The sequence below is a fragment of the Pseudoalteromonas spongiae UST010723-006 genome, from assembly GCF_000238255.3.
GTDB lineage: Bacteria > Pseudomonadota > Gammaproteobacteria > Enterobacterales > Alteromonadaceae > Pseudoalteromonas > Pseudoalteromonas spongiae.
The window spans coordinates 539,306-555,493 of the sequence record NZ_CP011040.1 but is presented as its reverse complement, the minus strand read 5'-3'; the positions used below and the strand labels follow the sequence as shown (position 1 = coordinate 555,493).

The window sequence follows — 16,188 nt, the reverse complement described above, 5'->3', positions numbered from 1 at the left end:
GCCTTTTTATTGCCGAAAACTATTCCATCTTGGGTTAATAGTTTGTAAACTCTAACACATCTGACCAGTTAAATAGGCAATACCTATGCAAACGCGCATTACCGAACTTTTTGGCATTGAACACCCTATCGTATTACCCGGCATGAGCTGGATTTCAACCCCAGAATTAGTCGCGGCAGTGTGTAATGCTGGCGGTTTAGGTATTTTGGCGTCAGGTCCACTTAGCCAACAACAAACCCGAGATGCAATTGCAACAATCCGCTCGCTTACCGATAAGCCATTTGGCATTGGCATTACGTTAATGATGCCTGGCGCGAAGCAAAACGCCAAAATCGCACTCGAGCTACAAGTACCTGTGATTAACTTTTCACTTGGTAAAGGTGATTGGCTTGTCGAAGGCGCGAAACAATATGGCGGTAAAGTAATCGCCACAGTGGTGACAGAGAAACATGCCCTTGCCGCACAAAAATCAGGGGTCGACGCACTGCTAGTGACCGGACATGAAGCCGCCGCTCATGGCGGCGAAGTTACATCGCTATGTTTAGTACCCAATATTGTCGATATTGTGGATATTCCTGTAATCGCTGCAGGTGGTTTTGCCGACAGTCGAGGTTTAGTGGCAGCTCTCGCCCTTGGCGCAGACGCAGTCGCAATGGGCTCTCGTTTTGCAACCAGTCTTGAGAGCCCGGTGCACCAAAATGTTAAAAATGCGGTGATAGAAAAGCGCGTCGCAGATACTATTTATTCTAAGAATTTTGATGGTCTTTATGCGCGCGTAATGAAAACACCGGCAGCACAAAAAGCCACTAAAAAGCCAATGAACTTTTTAATCGCCACCATTAAGTCCTTTAAAGCAGCAAAAATGGTCGATATGCCAATGTGGAAACTGCTTATCGGCTTAGTAGCCCAGTTTGATAAAATAAAAATGTTGTCATTATTTGGTGCCGCTACCGAAAAACTTGAAGCTGCAACCATCGATGGCGATTTAGAAAACGGTGTGCAATTTATCGGTCAATCGCAAGGGGTTATTCATGAGGTTAAGTCGGTACAACAAATAATGAACGATGTTGTTTCAGGGGCCGAAACGCGTATTCAAACACTCGCTAATAAACAAACTTAATGTGTTACTCCCAGTTAGTTAGATAATAAAAAGCCCCGATAATTCGGGGCTTTTTATTATCTAAAACACACTTTATTGGGTGCGATATTTTTCAAACCACGCCATTATATTGCCAACTTTCTGGATCAAGTTACTTGGCCTTGCCGCAATACCATGACTTGCTTTAGGAATACGCACCATTGCCGAATCTACTTTACGCAGTTGTAATGCTTGATAATACTGCTCAGTTTCACTCATCGGCGTACGCACATCTTCTTCGCCAGTTAATAGCATTGTTGGTGTAGTGACATTGCCCACCAGCGAGAGTGGCGAACGTGCCCATAAATGTTCAACGTGATCCCATGGCATGCCTGGCATCCAATATTTTGTAAAATACGAGTAACCATCAGCGGTCAGAGCAAAGCTAAGCCAGTTAATCACAGGCTTTGCCACTACCGCGGCCTTAAAGCGATCAGTTTTACCCACAATCCAAGCAGTTAAAACACCACCACCAGAGCCACCCGTAACAAACAAGTTATTACTATCAATATACGGTTTCGCAACCATGCCATCAACAACATCCATTAAATCGTTGTAATCTTGCGAAGGATAATTGTGATGGATAAGATTCGCGAAATCTTCACCATAAGACGTACTGCCGCGCGGATTCGCCCACACAACAACATAGCCTTTTGCAGCCATTAACTGCACTTCGGTACTAAAATTTGGACCATAAGCAGTATGTGGGCCTCCGTGAATTTCTAAAATCAGCGGATACTTTTTATTTTTATCAAAATTAGGTGGCAGCGCATACCAAGCTTGAATATCACGACCATCAACCGTTGATTTAACAGTTATTTCACCCATTTCAGCGGTTGTTTTATGGGCGAGTAAATCTTCATTTAAAGAGGTGACTTTACGCGTTTTTCCCTTTTTAACCATCGCAAGGTCAGCAGGTCGATTAGCATTGGCTAGTGTCACAACCAGTTCATTAGTATCTACTACCGCAAATTCACCCGAAGTATACGGACGCCCTAAAGACTGACCGCCCAGTTTGGCAATTTTCTCTGTGATTTTTCCTTTCAGGTTTACATAGCCTACATATTTTTGGCCAAAATCGTCGTAGCTAAAGTAAAGACCACGACCTTTTGTATCCCACTTAGGGTTGCCTATTGGTCTATCGAGTTTCGCAGTTAAATTTTCAACATCAGAACCGTCATTGTTCATAATAAAAATGTCGTTATTTTGGCTCGATAGTTTTTTATCATCAAAACGCAAATACGCAATCTTTTTACCATTTGGCGATATCACTGGCGCAGCATCAGGGCCTTCGCGCTTGGTCACATTAGTGGTTTCGCCCGAAGCAACATTAATTTGATAAATGTCTGACTCACGTGGTCTGTCTTGCCAATCAGGGTGACGGTCGCCACTAATAAATATCTGCTCACCATCTTGGCTCCACGCGATATTGCCGTCATGATGGAAATCGCCTGTAGTGATTTGACGAGGCGTGCCGCCTTCTGCTGGCACAATATAAATATGGCGATAGCCATGGGGTAAAAATCCACGTCCGTCGCTACGATAACTCATTTGATCAATATACTTTGCAGTACCGGCCCAATTAGCCCCTTTTGGTTTTTTCGGCATTTCGCTAAAAATACCTTTCGCCTCTTGTGGTTTAAACATAGAAAACGCGATCCATTGACCATTTGGTGACCAACTTATACTACTTACGCCATGCTCCACATTCGTTACGCGAGCCGTGTCGCCACTTTGCAACCAACGCACATAAAGTTGATTGTCGCCCTCTTCATTTGAAATATACGCCAGCTTTTTTCCATCCGGTGAAAAACGCGCCATGCGATACTGAGCCTTACCTGAAAGTAGCGGCGTGTGGGCTTTGCTGCTGAGATTATACTGCCACAAGTTGATGCGTGTACTGTCACTCATAATGTCCATGCTACGACGCTCATAAACAATACTGTCACCACTTGGGCTAACTTGAGGTGATGCTGCATATTCAATGTTAAACACATCTTCATATTGCCAAGTTGCATTATCACTGGCAATTGCCGGGCCTGCGCTTAAACTGACTAATCCTGCTAACAGCGTCGTTTTTATTATTTTACTCATAAAAAAGGATCCATTTTTATTGGTTGCTTAGGCAATGTAGCAACTCAATTCATTTTTGCAACATGCCTAAGATAGATTGCATATTGACGGGTTTAAACGCGCTTTATAATTTAACATCATGTTATTAAAGTAGATTTATGCTATGCTTAATAGCGATAACTAAAGCAGAAAAGGAGTGCTCAATATCGACAGAGACGTAAAACTCAGTCAAGATGAAAGCTTATCAATTAAGTTAAGCTATTTATTGCTTCCCAAAGAAACGCAGCGCCTCGACCTGTATTTTTCTTTGCCCGTAGAAATGGGCATCAACACCAGCACCTTAAACGAAGAAGACTATTTTCACGCCCATGTGAAAAGCCACAGTGCCTATTATTCTGAGCAATTACATTTACCCTTAGTGCGCAGCCGTTTTATTAGTCAGTCAAAAGGTGAAAAATCCGACTATCGCTTGAATTTAAATCTGTACTCATACCAAATTCGCTTGGCACTTGAGGCTGATATTAAACACACGTTAAACATTAAGGATGCCGAGGTGTTTTACCCGGCAGCCACTGAATTGGTTGAACAAGCAGGCGTGCTATTGAAGAAATTACGCCGCTACACACCACCAGATAAAAAACTAAAATCTTATTTCGACAACGCCGATAACTACTTAAGTTGGCACTGTGAACAAATGTTTTTAAAGCTGTTGTCAAAAGGTCCGAAAAGCAGTGAGTTTGCAAAAGCGCGTGATACATTGCGTGATTTTTGTCGCAGTGAAAGTGCCTACCGTGAAGAGCGTGAGTACAATTCTAAACAAACCCTAGAGGACCCCAATCGCATCACCAACAAAATGCGCTTACTGCAAAGGCTAATCGAATATGGTGTGGTGTTTAGTAAAGAAACCAAAAACCTTAACTTAAACCTGCAGCGTTTGGTACGTGGCACCGTCACAGCGGTTATGATGGCGTTTGTGATGTTTTTAGTTCTTAATGCGCGTTCAAATTTCCAAGAAGTTACATTAGCGCTGATTGCCATGTTGGGGGTTATTTATGGCCTACGTGAAACATTCAAAGAAGATTTAACCCGCGTAATTTGGCGCAAAATAAGGCAAGGGCGCCCCAAATGGCGACATATATTTAAGAGCAGTGCAGATAATAAAACCATTCATACCCAAACTGTATGGCTTGAGCATATTCGTCGAAAAGCACTACCCGATGATGTCGAGAATTTATTTAAAAAACGACGTCAGCAGAATAAGCAAGCGGCACACTTAATTCATTATCGCTGTGATAGTAAAGTGATTGCTAAAGCGTTTTTACCGGGCTATGAAGAAATTCAGCAGCAAGTGTTTTTTAACTTAACCCCATTTGTCAGATACTTAAAAAAAGGTGCAGGCAAACTCTACAGTTTGGATGGCAGCAAAGTATCGGGTCAATCGGTAGAAAGACGTTATCAGATAAACTTAGTGGTTACCTATTCGGCTAATGGCACAAAAACAGCTAAACGCTATAAAATTACCTTAAACCGCTCTGCGATTGTCAGCATTGAAGCAATGCCTGATTAGGGCTCTCTTAGAACTAAACTAAAGCGTAATTTAAACGAGAGCGAAGCAATCGTTTATGTGTTAGTTAAAGGCATATTGGTAACTTAACACCAGTTGCCTGCCTTTTCCTGGCACCGCGCCATCCCAAACTCGCGGATCAAAAATGCTATAGTCTTTATCAAATAGGTTTTCACCTGTTAGTGACAGCGTATGCCGCTCAAAACTACGCGCTAATTTTATGTTTACTAACGTGTACCTCGGTTGATAATAGCGAAAATCATCACTGCGCTCAGCTTCAATTTTGTCACGCCACAAGGCATTGATATGAATATCGATAAAATCGGTTGGATAACTCAACTGTAGATTAGCAAAACGCTTAAAGCTTTGATTAATTGGCTCGTCAAATAACTGCGTGTAGTTAGCGGTTATTTGTAGCTTGTGATAGAGCTTTTTAGCGGATAATTCCACCCCAGACATATTCTCATTAACACTGTTTTCAAAGGTAAAAAAGCTGGTTCCGGCGGTTGGTACTAAATTAATAAAATCCCTTAATTGATTGTTAAATAACACAGCTTCAAGTGATGTACTTTTGCCATTGTAAAGCCACGCCAGCTCGGTTGTTTTAACGTATTCAGACGTTAAGTTAGGGTTACCTTTAGTAACACTGTCGCTTGAGTAAAGCTCATTATTAACCGGAGTTCTAAATGACTCGCCGTATTGAAGCTTAATAGTTTGATTATCAAATGCATGCCAAATCGCTGAAAAACGTGGTGATAATTTACTATCTAGGTCTTTAATGTCATCGTATCGCGCACCAATAAAAAACAACCAGCTTGGATTTAACTGCCATTTTAATTGGCTATATGCGCCATAAAAATCATGCGAAGCACGTAGCGCTGCAAATTCAGGAATGTTCTCAATCCGTTGTAATCCGCCTAAATAAAACGCATCGTTTGGAATAATTACCTGACTATCAAAATCATAAAAATTGGTGGTAACACCCGCTTGATATTGGCTGGCATGTCGGTATTCAAAACCTGAGTTTAATTGCTTATCGTTTGATAACTTGTAGTTATGGGTAAACTTTAACTTACTCCACTGCGTTCGCCAGTTTGGCCCAGTGAGAAAATCATTACTGACAATACCCGCTTCTTTTGGTAACACCATGCCAGAAGAATCAATTTGAAAATTAGCGTAGCTTGCCAGCACATCAATTTCATGATGATCATTTTGCCATAATTGATGCTGCAAACTAATGCTGGCAGACTGACTGGCATGTACATTTTGTTTACTAAAACCACCGAGGTTTATAAACTCATCCAGTTGGTTTTCAATAAAATGAAAACGCAATTCGCTATTTTGGTAGTCCAATTGTGCGTTTACAAATACATGCTTCAAAGGGTCGTTAACCGTTAATTGCTCCCCTACGTGGTATGATTGCCCATCACTGTGTTGTAACGACACATTCGCACTGAAGCTCATTTGCTCCTGTGCATTTGCGTAACTGCCACTGAGCGCTTTATAACCGTGCTCGCCAATCGCAACTTCAAACCTTTTGTGTGCTTTTTTAGTAATAAAATTAACCACACCTAAAAACGCATTGCTGCCGTAAAGGGCCGAACCAGGGCCACGAATAATTTCAACTTTTTCAAGCACAGACGCCGCAATAAAGGGAGTATAAACCGTGGCTTTACCAAACGATGTTTCGTTTAAACGCACACCATCAAGTAAAATTAACAAATAGCCATTGTCTAACCTTACCCCTCTGGCATGCTCTTTTGGCACAGCACCAACCCAATCTCCACGAGCCATTTGCATACCAGGTACATAGTTCAATACATCAAACGCATTGTTTACACCTAAGGCTGTGAGCTGCTTTTCATCAAACACCGTAATAGTAGAGGGAACCGTTGCTTTTGTTTCCAGTGTATTACTGGCAATAGTGACTTCAATTTCACTCAGCTGATACAAATCGAGCGCGAAGAGATCGGAATTTGTTGCACAAAAAGCATGTTCAGACACACTTAGCATAAGCGCAAACGGCAGCAGTGTTACACAACGAAAAGGCAATATTGGCATTATTATTAGTGTATGATACTTACAAAATATATATTTTAAGAATAGTAAAAAGTGCCGCAACAGCAAGTGGTTAAAGAAAAATATGAACGATACAATCAGTAAAAACCTGCCTAATATGCCCTTGTTTCAGGTTGTGGTATGCCATGTAATGAAACAAACTCAAACGGCATTTCCCAATAAAATAGACATTTCATGCTCTACGTTAGCGCACATGTTAATTAATCAAGGTGGCTTTAATTGCGATTCGGCGCTTGATTTAGCAATTGAAATTAGCGCCGCTATTGATTGGCTGGAAAAAGCCGGACTAATTTGGTTTGGAGGCCATGAGCTTAATGATTATTTTGACGTAACCTTATCAAAACATGCATTAGCAAAATTACTGTCTGACATAAATGGCAGCAACTTGGCATCGCAGCTCGCCACAGCCACCACAAACGAACAACAACTTGCTGTAGTAAAGCAACTCATTGCTTAACACTAAAATAAGGGTAACTTACCGTAATTAAAGGTTAGTTACCCTGTTTACCCATCTCAAAAAAACTTCCTGCTATTCTTTTTTATTATGCCAATTCTGTTAAGTATGAAATCAGGAATAGTCCTGGATAAATGAACTGATAACAAGGCGGAATTTTTCTTATGTACGTGTTCTACATTGATAAATTCTAACGCAGTTAGCATGATGTTTAGTCCACTACGATGATCAGCTACTTAAGTGAATCGGTATTGTTGCCTTAATACCCTATGCATCCACATAAACTTCATTAACCAAACAGCCTCTTTTTGAGAGCCATTTCTTATATTAACGCCAGCTAAAAATTGCCCCGCATTTATCGGAATATCAATTTACTTACAGTAGAAATAGTTTTAATTGTAATAATATGACAACAAAACAAATTATTTTTAAACAATTTCAATAACGGGATAGAACCAATAAATTCAATAACTTGCAATTTGACATCATTGCAAAAACATACATAAACACAAACATTAACACGACCTTAGATTTGAAATATTAGTTAGAGTTCATTAGAATTTATTTTTATTGAACAATCAATTAATAAAAATATGCCTAAAGTTGGATACGAACCCATACGTCGTCAACAGCTGATTGACGCCACATTAAACTCAGTTGCCGAGCTCGGATTAAAAGCGACAACGATTAATACCATTAGCAAACGTGCTGGATTGTCCTCGGGCATTATCAGTCACTACTTTGGCAGTAAGAATGGGTTAATTGAAGCGACCGTGCGTTACTTACTAACTAGTTTAAAATCCAGCTTAATCTCAAAAATCGACGAAAACATAAGTCAGCAACAACGTCTTATGTTAATCGTCGAAGCAAATTTCTCAGTTGTACAAAAGCAGGCTCATGTCACCAAAACGTGGCTGAGTTTTTGGGCAGAATCAATGCATGACGAACAATTACACCGCTTGCAAGCGGTTAACGCAAAACGTCTGTACAGCAATTTACTGTATTCGTTCAAAACGTTATTGCCTTATGAACAAGCATTACAAGCTGCAACCCTTAGCGCAGCGATGATCGACGGCCTTTGGTTACGTGCCGTATTAACCAAAGCAAACGAAGCCGAATTTAGCAATGCCGAATTGCTTGCTAAAAACTACGTTAACTCTCTAATTCCCGTGTGTCAGGATTAATTATGTCTCTTCCTAAATTGCTCAACTTTATTCATGGCGAACTGCTTGAAAACAAATCAGGTCAGTCGTTTGATGTTATCAATCCCGCTACAAACGAGGTTATTTACCAAACTGAAATCGCAGACGACTTTATAAAAGAGCAAGCCATTGAAAGTGCCAAGCAAGGTTTTGCCACTTGGTCAGCAATGAGCGCTGTAGAACGTAGCCGAATTTTATTAAAAGCGGTTGCCCTATTGCGTGAGCGCAACGACGATTTGGCAAAAATTGAAGTACTGGATACAGGTAAGCCAATTCAAGAAGCCGATTGTGTGGATATTGAAACGGGTGCCGATGTTATCGAGTATTTTGCAGGTCTTGCCCCAACACAACTAGGTTCACAGCAAACGGTTGGTAATGACTTCTTTTATACGCGAAAAGAACCTTTAGGCATTTGCGCCGGTATTGGCGCATGGAACTATCCACTTCAAATTGCCTGCTGGAAATCGGGCCCAGCACTTGCGGCAGGTAACGTATTAATTTTCAAACCATCTGAAGAAACACCTCGCGGTGCGGTTGAACTAGCCAAAATATTTATTGAAGCTGGCATGCCAGCAGGTGTATTCAACGTGGTACACGGCGCAGGCGATGTTGGTCAATGGTTAACAACACATTCAGATATTGAAAAAGTCTCGTTCACTGGTGAAGTGGGCACAGGCCAAAAAGTGATGCAAAGTGCGGCCAGTAACTTAAAAGAAGTGACCATGGAACTGGGCGGTAAATCGCCGCTAATCGTGTTCGATGATGCCGAAATCAGCGAAGCGGTAAGCGCTGCAATGCTTGGTAACTTCTATACCCAAGGTGAAGTGTGTACCAACTGTACCCGTGTTTATGTTCAAAGAAATGTTTATGATAAGTTTATCGAAGAGTTAAAAAGCCGCGCCGAGAATAACATTGTAATGGGCGATCCACTCGATCCAAATGTTAATTTAGGCGCGCTAATTTCGAAAAAACACTTAGCCTTGGTTTTAAACTACATCGAGCTTGGTAAACAGCAAGGTGCCACGGTTTTAACTGGGGGTTATCAGGCAACACCAGAATCTGCACCTAACGGTAACTTCGTTGCGCCAACTATTTTTGTCGATTGCAGTGACGACATGACCATAGTCAAAGAAGAAATTTTTGGCCCGGTAATGTGTGTACTGCCGTTTGACGATGAAGACGACGTGATTAAACGCGCTAATAACACAGAACTTGGTTTAGCCGCGGGTGTGTTTAGTCAAAACATAAAACGCGCTCACCGCGTGATTCATCAATTAAATGCCGGTATTTGTTGGATAAACAGCTATGGCAATTCGCCTGCTGAAATGCCCGTTGGCGGATACAAGCGCTCAGGTATCGGCCGCGAAAACGGTGTTGAAACACTGAATAGTTACACCCAAACCAAATCAATTTATGTTGGCATGAGCCAAATTGAAAGCCCATTTTAGCGAGTAATTTTATGCAGTACGATTATATTATTGTCGGCGCAGGCTCAGCTGGGTGTGTGCTCGCCAACCGTTTATCTGAAAATCCTGATCATTCGGTACTTTTATTGGAAACCGGTGGTTCAGATAAAAGTATTTTTATTCAAATGCCAACGGCGTTATCAATTCCAATGAATGGCGATAAATACGCATGGCAATTCCATACTGAAAAAGAGCCGTATCTTAATAATCGCAGTATGCACTGCCCGCGTGGCAAGGTATTGGGTGGCTCTTCGTCAATTAATGGCATGGTGTACGTACGTGGTCATGCAAAAGATTTTGACGAATGGGCCGAACACGGCGCAGAAAACTGGGATTACCAAGCGTGCTTACCTTACTTTAAAAAAGCCGAAAGCTGGTATTTAGGTGAAGATAATTATCGCGGCGGCAATGGTGAACTTGGCGTTAATAACGGTAATGAGATGGCTAACCCTTTGTACCGGGCGTTTATCGAAGCGGGTAAACAAGCAGGCTATGACCATACTCACGACTACAACGGTGAAAACCAAGAAGGTTTTGGCCCAATGCATATGACCGTTAAAAACGGCATTCGCTGCTCGGCAAGTCGCGCTTATTTAGATCCAATAAAGCACCGCAAAAATTTAACTATCATAACCAATGCACTGGTAACTAAAGTGCGTTTGGAAGGCAAAAAAGCCACGGGTGTAAACTACACCATTAAAGGGAAAGCGCATCGTGCCATTGTTAATAAAGAGGTTATTTTAAGCGCGGGGCCGATTGGCTCACCCCATATTTTGCAATTATCGGGCATTGGACCACGCGACGTGCTTGAACAAGCCGGCGTAAAAGTGCAGCACGAGTTACCAGGCGTCGGTCAAAACTTACAAGATCATCTAGAGTTTTATTTTCAGTACAAATGTAAAAAGCCAATTACGTTAAACGGTAAATTGGGGCTGATTTCAAAAGGTTTAATTGGCGCACAATGGTTGTTTGCAAAATCAGGTCTTGGAGTTACTAACCACTTTGAATCCTGTGCGTTTATTCGCTCAAAAGCGGGCGTTGAATGGCCTGATATTCAATATCACTTTTTACCTGCGGCGATTCGTTACGATGGTAAATCGGCATTTGATGGCCATGGTTTTCAGGTACATGTAGGCCACAACAAACCGAAAAGCCGTGGTGCAGTGACAATTCAATCCTCTGATCCGAGTATTGCACCAAAGATTCAGTTTAATTACTTACAGCACCCCGACGATATTGAAGGGTTCCGCGCTTGCGTACGCTTAACTCGCGAAATTATCGCACAGCCTGCGTTTGATGATTACCGCGACAGTGAAATTCAACCTGGCGAACAAATTCAAACTGACGAAGAAATTGATGCCTTTGTGCGTGATGCCGTTGAAAGTGCTTATCACCCAAGTTGCTCATGCAAAATGGGTGAAGACGATATGGCGGTAGTAAATTCAAATACGCAAGTGCGTGGAATAAGTAATTTATGCGTGGTGGACTCTTCAATTTTCCCAACCATACCGAATGGCAATTTAAATGCGCCAACCATTATGGTTGCAGAAAAGGCGGCTGACATCATTTTGGCAAAGCCAGCGCTTAATTCAACCGCAGTGCCTGTTGGCATTAAGCCAGATTGGCAGCAGCAACAGCGCTAAAAATTGGTAGTAGCGATTAAAGCATCACAACTTTCATCGTTATTTTCAACAAATAGCAACTCGCTATTGATTAACTATGACAACAACAAATAGGAAAACTATGGACTATTTTTACTTATACTGGGAGGGTGACAATGACCTTATGGCTTAGTGCTGGCATTTTGTTCACCTTACTTTCAATCGCCTTTATTTTATATAAATGGGGCAATATGCAAGTAGTGGGTGTCACCCCTGTTAAAACCTTTACCTTTATTGCAATTCTGTTTACATCTGGCCTCGACGTTGGCCTGATCATGTTTCCGCTAACCGAGTTTGCCGGTTATGCAGACATAAAAGCAAGCCCAGAATATGGCTTCACAAACCCACTCGCGATTGAGTTTGGTTTTTGGGGATTCTTAATTTGGGGTTTCTACTTTTTGACCTGTTTTTATTTCTGTGTAATTGAACCTAAAGTGAAATTTTTCGAAATTCCACTGGTAAAATTGGTTAACAACGTGGTGATTATCGGCACATGTGCGTTTACCGCCTTTTTGTTACTGAGTAACTTGCCATGGTACCTACCTGCGGTAGGTGATGGCGAATCAATTGTGCCAACATTTTACTTAATTGTATTTGCTGCAATTTGTTTTGCTGCTTATTCAAGTACCAGTATTCGTTATGTACGCTTTTTAAGTATTACAACAACCTGGGTATTTATCGCGTTAATTGTTGCTATGTGGGCAGGCGCCTTTGTATTTGGCGACAGCGAAATGAGTGCCTATACAAATAACTTAGCACTGATTGGCGACTACTTTGCGAATATTCACCATTTTGTATTGCCGCTTAACGACTACCATGAATTCTATTTATTCTGGTGGTTTGCGTGGAGCATTATGATAGGTCAATTCACCTCTCGTTTTGTTGGTGGACTTAAAACTTACCAAGTACTCGCAGCGATGTTAATTTTCCCGTCAATTCCAATTGCTGCTTGGTTTGCCGTGCTGTATCACTACCATGATGCTGGTATTGCAACCGATGGTCTGGTGAACTTTGCCATGGTATTTGTCGGTATTGTGTTTGTGATCAACTCACTAGACTCACTGATCCGCTTGTACACAGATAACCTTAACCTTACCGTCGCCCGTTTAGGTAAGCGCAATTATCTGTTGCTAAATATTGTTGCACTTTCACTTTTAACACTATTATTTAAACTGAACTTTTTACAAATCCAATGGGTTGGTGCCATTGTTATTGCGATTTTCTTTGCTGGTTTTGGTTTTATTTTGGTTAATAAATTCAAAACGGTTAAGACTATTCAAAGTTCTCCAAAAGAAAACGCAATTGATTTTAATAAAATAGAGACAATAAGCTAATCATATGAAAAATTTAATTAAATTATCACTAATCCCGGTTGCAGTAATGACAAGCGTGGCGCATGCCGATTGGAGTACAACGGTAACTGGGGCATCTGACTACACTTTCAACGGTGTTAGCCAAACCATGAACGACCCAGCGCTACAGGTTAGTCTCGACAAATCATTTGAAAATGGCTTTTACGCGGGTAGTTGGGCATCAAATGTCGATTTTGGTGACGATACTAACATTGAGTGGGATTTTTACGCTGGTCACTATATCAGCCTTAACGATGCGTTAAGCCTTGATTATGGTATCGCGTATTACACCTACCACGGCGCAAGCTATTCAGATGATGGTAACTACCCTGAAGCTTACGCAAAATTTGGCTATTCATCAGCCTTGGGTAACACCGAGTTTAACTTCTGGTACAGCTGGGATTACTTTGGCACAGGTGCAGGCCACACTATTGCGATGCTAGCGCATTCTTATGAAATCGCGCCAAATCATGCACTACGTGCAAGTTTTGATGTATCAAACTCACTTGATGGCGATAAGTGGTTATGGGATGGCAATAATTCGTCATACCATCACTATCGGTTAGCCTATCAAACCAGCTTTAAAGGGTTTAACCTAGAGCTTGCGGCAGAAAACACAAACCTTGATTGGGACACCGCAGATGAGCGCTTAGTGTTCTCTATTTCAAGAACATTCTCGCTGTAACCTGCAATATTTAAACGCATAAAAGTAAAAAGGCGCACATTGCGCCTTTTCTTTTACCTAAATTAAATTAACCTAGCTCTGCCAAACGGGCAATTAGCTCATTGAGCGCAGCAACACTAAAACCGCTGTCATAAAAATAAACAACGTTACCCTTTTCATCTAACAACAAAACCCTTGCGTTGTTTGGTTTTTCATTGCCGGTAAAAGCCTGAATACGCTCACCGTCCTCATAAATTGTAATTACCCCACCCCATAACTCTTTTGGAATGCCGCGCCGCATACCCTCGTCTATTTGCGTGCTAAACATGCGCGGAAACATGCCTGCAATAGTGGGTAATTCAAAAGCAACCACATCCACTTCTTTCATATCAAGTCCAATTAACCAGCGATCAATATCAAATTGCGAATCTTGTTTATAGCCAATTAAATATACACTCGGCTTGCCAGCAACATGCGCTGGTAAACTCACTGTTTGCTTTTCTAAACTCGTGCCTGTGACATTTGGAAACCGTTTACCTTCAATATCTTGGTTTGGATAATGCGTTGTGCATCCGGTAACTAACAGTAAAAGAATTACAATAACTATCTGTCTCATAAGCTCCTCGCGCGTATCGTTTTTTAAATTAAATTTTTAGATTTAAGTTAGGTAGCTAAGGGAACGCGCTATTCTACTTCTTTAACCAAAGATTCGAGTTTGCTCATAAACACGTCTTTTAATTTACTGTGTTCATAATCAAGATGATAGGTGTTGTGAAAGCCAAAACGTAGCAATACACCATTTCCTTTCAGGTAAATGGTGTAGCCGTCAATATCAGAAAACGCGGTGATCCCTTGATAGAGTTTACCGTCTTCAAAGTCTTCGCCTTTTTGGTAGATAAGGTCGAATACTTTCAATAATAGTTTGGCGTCTAGCTCGTTTTTCATAATTAAGCACTCCCTGATTTCTCAAATTGTTACTTAATTATAGTGAGTTACTGGACGTTTAGATCAGTTAGCGGAACGTATCAAGGTAAAGTGCTTCAACTTTATCACGTGCCCATTGGGTACGACGTAAAAATTTTAGCGATGATTTGATTGAAGGATCGTTTGAAAAACAGTTAATTTTAATCTCGCGGTAAAGACCATCCCAACCATACTCTTCGACCAATTGTGTCACAATTTTCTCTAACGTTAAGCCATGTAATGGGTTATTTGGTTGGTTTTGCATTTTTGCTGCCTTAAATATTAAAAAAGCCCTAAACGGGCTTTTTTTAAAGAATGGTTGAACTCTTATAGTTTAACCAAATCACCTTTTAATGTCACACCGGCCATTACAAAACCTGCGCCACATTCAAATTCAGTATCACTTACAAATTCGCGTTTTTTGTAGTACGAACTGATATTCATTACGGCATTCATGCCTTCTCTACGCGCGCGCTCTTGTAATGATTTCAATGCGCTAAGCATTACCCATTGGCACGCTTCTTTATCGCTTTTGTTGAACGCGTTGGTTTTTTTATTGGTTTGCACTTCACCGTAAGTTGACTTTACTTCGCCCGCTTTTTGCTTACCAAAAAATAGTTTAATGTTTGGATCAAGCGCTTGCTCAGCTTTTGCTGTGCTTAGTAGCTCTTCAACCGAGTAACGACCAATATCATCACGCGCCGTTGCAGTACTTGCAGCAAGTGCAAGCGAAACACCAAGAATTAATTTTTTCATTACTTCTCCCTAATTTTTTAATGAATAAAACTTCCATGCAAAGCCAAAACCAAGTGCAACGTTGTGATTATCACGCAACAGGGGACTTTGCTGATTTGCACTGTGTGAATAATTATAATAACGAAGAAAACCGCCGGCCCAAAGCCAATCGTTATCGTAAGTTAATCCTAAACTAAATACCGATGCAAGATAACCCGCATCAGCATCAAAAGACAAACGGTCAATTGTTTGAAATTGTTCAGCAACGTGATAAAAGTAGCTGTTGTATGCATGGCTGCCAAAACGGGTACTAAAACGTCCAGTAAGGTTTACCTGATGCGGACCGTCTTGATAAATCTGCTGCCCCGCCTCTAGCATAACGCCATACACACTGCCGATATCGTCAATATCTCCGCCATCAAATGCGTACGCTTTTCGAATAAAAGGTGAAATATATAAATAGTCGTCTGAGGTAGGATTACCAAAACTAAAATATTGATAGCTTGGGCCTATTTCGCCGACCCAGGCAAGGTCGTCCATGCCTTCGCGGGCACGATTATCTTTACTTGATACGGCAATGGCACCACCTGCACTGACACTAATATAATGATTAGTTGCAACTTCATAAAATGATTCGAATTCGTTGCGCTCTACTTTATAGTGTTCTTTCTCAATGTGAATGTACGGCAGCGGCACCATATAACTTTCGTTTTGTTCCGCGCCTAAATAATGCGGGAGCGATGAATAAAACGCGCCAATACCAAACGTGACTTCATCGGCAACACTGAGTGTTGAGATAAACAGCAAGCTAAGTGCAATCCATCGCATCAACATGAT

The 16,188-nt window shown here is 41.3% G+C and carries 15 protein-coding genes; 8 read left to right on the top strand and 7 right to left on the bottom strand.

What is annotated here, in order from left to right; all coding sequences use genetic code 11:
• The first annotated feature begins 85 nt into the window (after window positions 1–85).
• On the top strand, window positions 86–1,120 hold the full coding sequence (locus tag PSPO_RS16810; RefSeq protein ID WP_010559391.1) for an NAD(P)H-dependent flavin oxidoreductase: 1,035 nt from the start codon (window positions 86–88) through the stop codon (window positions 1,118–1,120).
• Window positions 1,121–1,192: 72 nt separating this feature from the next.
• Here PSPO_RS16810 and PSPO_RS16805 read toward each other — a convergent pair whose 3' ends face one another.
• Window positions 1,193–3,232 carry a S9 family peptidase gene (locus PSPO_RS16805; RefSeq protein ID WP_010559392.1) on the bottom strand — a complete coding sequence of 680 codons (2,040 nt, stop codon included), beginning with the start codon at window positions 3,230–3,232 and terminating at the stop codon, window positions 1,193–1,195.
• A 175-nt stretch (window positions 3,233–3,407) separates the two neighbouring features.
• On the opposite strand from PSPO_RS16805, the gene PSPO_RS16800 reads away from it, so the two are divergent.
• A complete protein-coding gene (locus tag PSPO_RS16800) occupies window positions 3,408–4,778 on the top strand; it encodes a hypothetical protein (RefSeq protein WP_010559393.1) in 1,371 nt (456 codons plus the stop codon).
• Between the two features lie 60 nt (window positions 4,779–4,838).
• Here the strand turns inward: PSPO_RS16800 and PSPO_RS16795 are convergent, their stop codons facing one another.
• Complete coding sequence (locus PSPO_RS16795; protein ID WP_158523460.1) at window positions 4,839–6,779, bottom strand: TonB-dependent receptor plug domain-containing protein; 1,941 nt, start codon at window positions 6,777–6,779, stop codon at window positions 4,839–4,841.
• A 139-nt stretch (window positions 6,780–6,918) separates the two neighbouring features.
• Here PSPO_RS16795 and PSPO_RS16790 point away from each other — a divergent pair, with 139 nt between their 5' ends.
• The 6 genes from PSPO_RS16790 (at window position 6,919) to PSPO_RS16765 (ending at window position 13,674) form a co-directional block, all read left to right on the top strand.
• Window positions 6,919–7,311 carry a hypothetical protein gene (locus tag PSPO_RS16790; RefSeq protein WP_010559395.1) on the top strand — a complete coding sequence of 131 codons (393 nt, stop codon included), beginning with the start codon at window positions 6,919–6,921 and terminating at the stop codon, window positions 7,309–7,311.
• A 590-nt stretch (window positions 7,312–7,901) separates the two neighbouring features.
• On the top strand, window positions 7,902–8,492 hold the full coding sequence (gene betI / locus PSPO_RS16785; RefSeq protein ID WP_010559396.1) for a transcriptional regulator BetI: 591 nt from the start codon (window positions 7,902–7,904) through the stop codon (window positions 8,490–8,492).
• Between the two features lie 2 nt (window positions 8,493–8,494).
• Complete coding sequence (gene betB / locus PSPO_RS16780; protein WP_010559397.1) at window positions 8,495–9,958, top strand: betaine-aldehyde dehydrogenase; 1,464 nt, start codon at window positions 8,495–8,497, stop codon at window positions 9,956–9,958.
• Between the two features lie 11 nt (window positions 9,959–9,969).
• Entirely contained in the window at window positions 9,970–11,619 is a 1,650-nt protein-coding gene (gene betA, locus PSPO_RS16775; protein ID WP_010559398.1) for a choline dehydrogenase, read from the top strand.
• Window positions 11,620–11,753: 134 nt separating this feature from the next.
• The gene (locus PSPO_RS16770; protein ID WP_010559399.1) at window positions 11,754–12,971 is read left to right on the top strand and encodes a choline transporter; all 1,218 of its coding nucleotides are present in this window, start codon (window positions 11,754–11,756) and stop codon (window positions 12,969–12,971) included.
• 4 nt (window positions 12,972–12,975) lie between these two features.
• Window positions 12,976–13,674: a TorF family putative porin gene (locus PSPO_RS16765; RefSeq protein ID WP_010559400.1), complete on the top strand. Its 699-nt coding sequence runs from the start codon at window positions 12,976–12,978 to the stop codon at window positions 13,672–13,674.
• Between the two features lie 67 nt (window positions 13,675–13,741).
• Here the strand turns inward: PSPO_RS16765 and PSPO_RS16760 are convergent, their stop codons facing one another.
• The 5 genes from PSPO_RS16760 to PSPO_RS16740 all read right to left on the bottom strand — a co-directional run bounded on the left by PSPO_RS16760 (window position 13,742) and on the right by PSPO_RS16740 (window position 16,185).
• Window positions 13,742–14,269: a hypothetical protein gene (locus PSPO_RS16760; RefSeq protein WP_010559401.1), complete on the bottom strand. Its 528-nt coding sequence runs from the start codon at window positions 14,267–14,269 to the stop codon at window positions 13,742–13,744.
• Window positions 14,270–14,337: 68 nt separating this feature from the next.
• Window positions 14,338–14,598: a DUF3081 family protein gene (locus PSPO_RS16755; protein ID WP_010559402.1), complete on the bottom strand. Its 261-nt coding sequence runs from the start codon at window positions 14,596–14,598 to the stop codon at window positions 14,338–14,340.
• A gap of 67 nt (window positions 14,599–14,665) precedes the next feature.
• Window positions 14,666–14,881, bottom strand: a complete 216-nt coding sequence (locus PSPO_RS16750; protein WP_010559403.1) for a VF530 family protein — start codon at window positions 14,879–14,881, stop codon at window positions 14,666–14,668.
• Between the two features lie 62 nt (window positions 14,882–14,943).
• Window positions 14,944–15,372 carry a hypothetical protein gene (locus PSPO_RS16745; protein WP_010559404.1) on the bottom strand — a complete coding sequence of 143 codons (429 nt, stop codon included), beginning with the start codon at window positions 15,370–15,372 and terminating at the stop codon, window positions 14,944–14,946.
• Window positions 15,373–15,381: 9 nt separating this feature from the next.
• Entirely contained in the window at window positions 15,382–16,185 is an 804-nt protein-coding gene (locus PSPO_RS16740) for a MipA/OmpV family protein (protein ID WP_010559405.1), read from the bottom strand.
• Window positions 16,186–16,188: the final 3 nt, after the last annotated feature.

What these genes read in the sequence shown, in the direction of transcription:
- PSPO_RS16740 (WP_010559405.1), bottom strand. Translation starts at nt 16,185, where the DNA reads ATGTTGATGCGATGGATTGCACTTAGCTTGCTGTTTATCTCAACACTC.
- betA (WP_010559398.1), top strand. Translation starts at nt 9,970, where the DNA reads ATGCAGTACGATTATATTATTGTCGGCGCAGGCTCAGCTGGGTGTGTG.
- PSPO_RS16745 (WP_010559404.1), bottom strand. Translation starts at nt 15,372, where the DNA reads ATGAAAAAATTAATTCTTGGTGTTTCGCTTGCACTTGCTGCAAGTACT.
- PSPO_RS16790 (WP_010559395.1), top strand. Translation starts at nt 6,919, where the DNA reads ATGAACGATACAATCAGTAAAAACCTGCCTAATATGCCCTTGTTTCAG.
- PSPO_RS16805 (WP_010559392.1), bottom strand. Translation starts at nt 3,232, where the DNA reads ATGAGTAAAATAATAAAAACGACGCTGTTAGCAGGATTAGTCAGTTTA.
- PSPO_RS16765 (WP_010559400.1), top strand. Translation starts at nt 12,976, where the DNA reads ATGAAAAATTTAATTAAATTATCACTAATCCCGGTTGCAGTAATGACA.
- PSPO_RS16760 (WP_010559401.1), bottom strand. Translation starts at nt 14,269, where the DNA reads ATGAGACAGATAGTTATTGTAATTCTTTTACTGTTAGTTACCGGATGC.
- PSPO_RS16750 (WP_010559403.1), bottom strand. Translation starts at nt 14,881, where the DNA reads ATGCAAAACCAACCAAATAACCCATTACATGGCTTAACGTTAGAGAAA.
- PSPO_RS16755 (WP_010559402.1), bottom strand. Translation starts at nt 14,598, where the DNA reads ATGAAAAACGAGCTAGACGCCAAACTATTATTGAAAGTATTCGACCTT.
- PSPO_RS16810 (WP_010559391.1), top strand. Translation starts at nt 86, where the DNA reads ATGCAAACGCGCATTACCGAACTTTTTGGCATTGAACACCCTATCGTA.
- PSPO_RS16770 (WP_010559399.1), top strand. Translation starts at nt 11,754, where the DNA reads ATGACCTTATGGCTTAGTGCTGGCATTTTGTTCACCTTACTTTCAATC.
- betI (WP_010559396.1), top strand. Translation starts at nt 7,902, where the DNA reads ATGCCTAAAGTTGGATACGAACCCATACGTCGTCAACAGCTGATTGAC.
- betB (WP_010559397.1), top strand. Translation starts at nt 8,495, where the DNA reads ATGTCTCTTCCTAAATTGCTCAACTTTATTCATGGCGAACTGCTTGAA.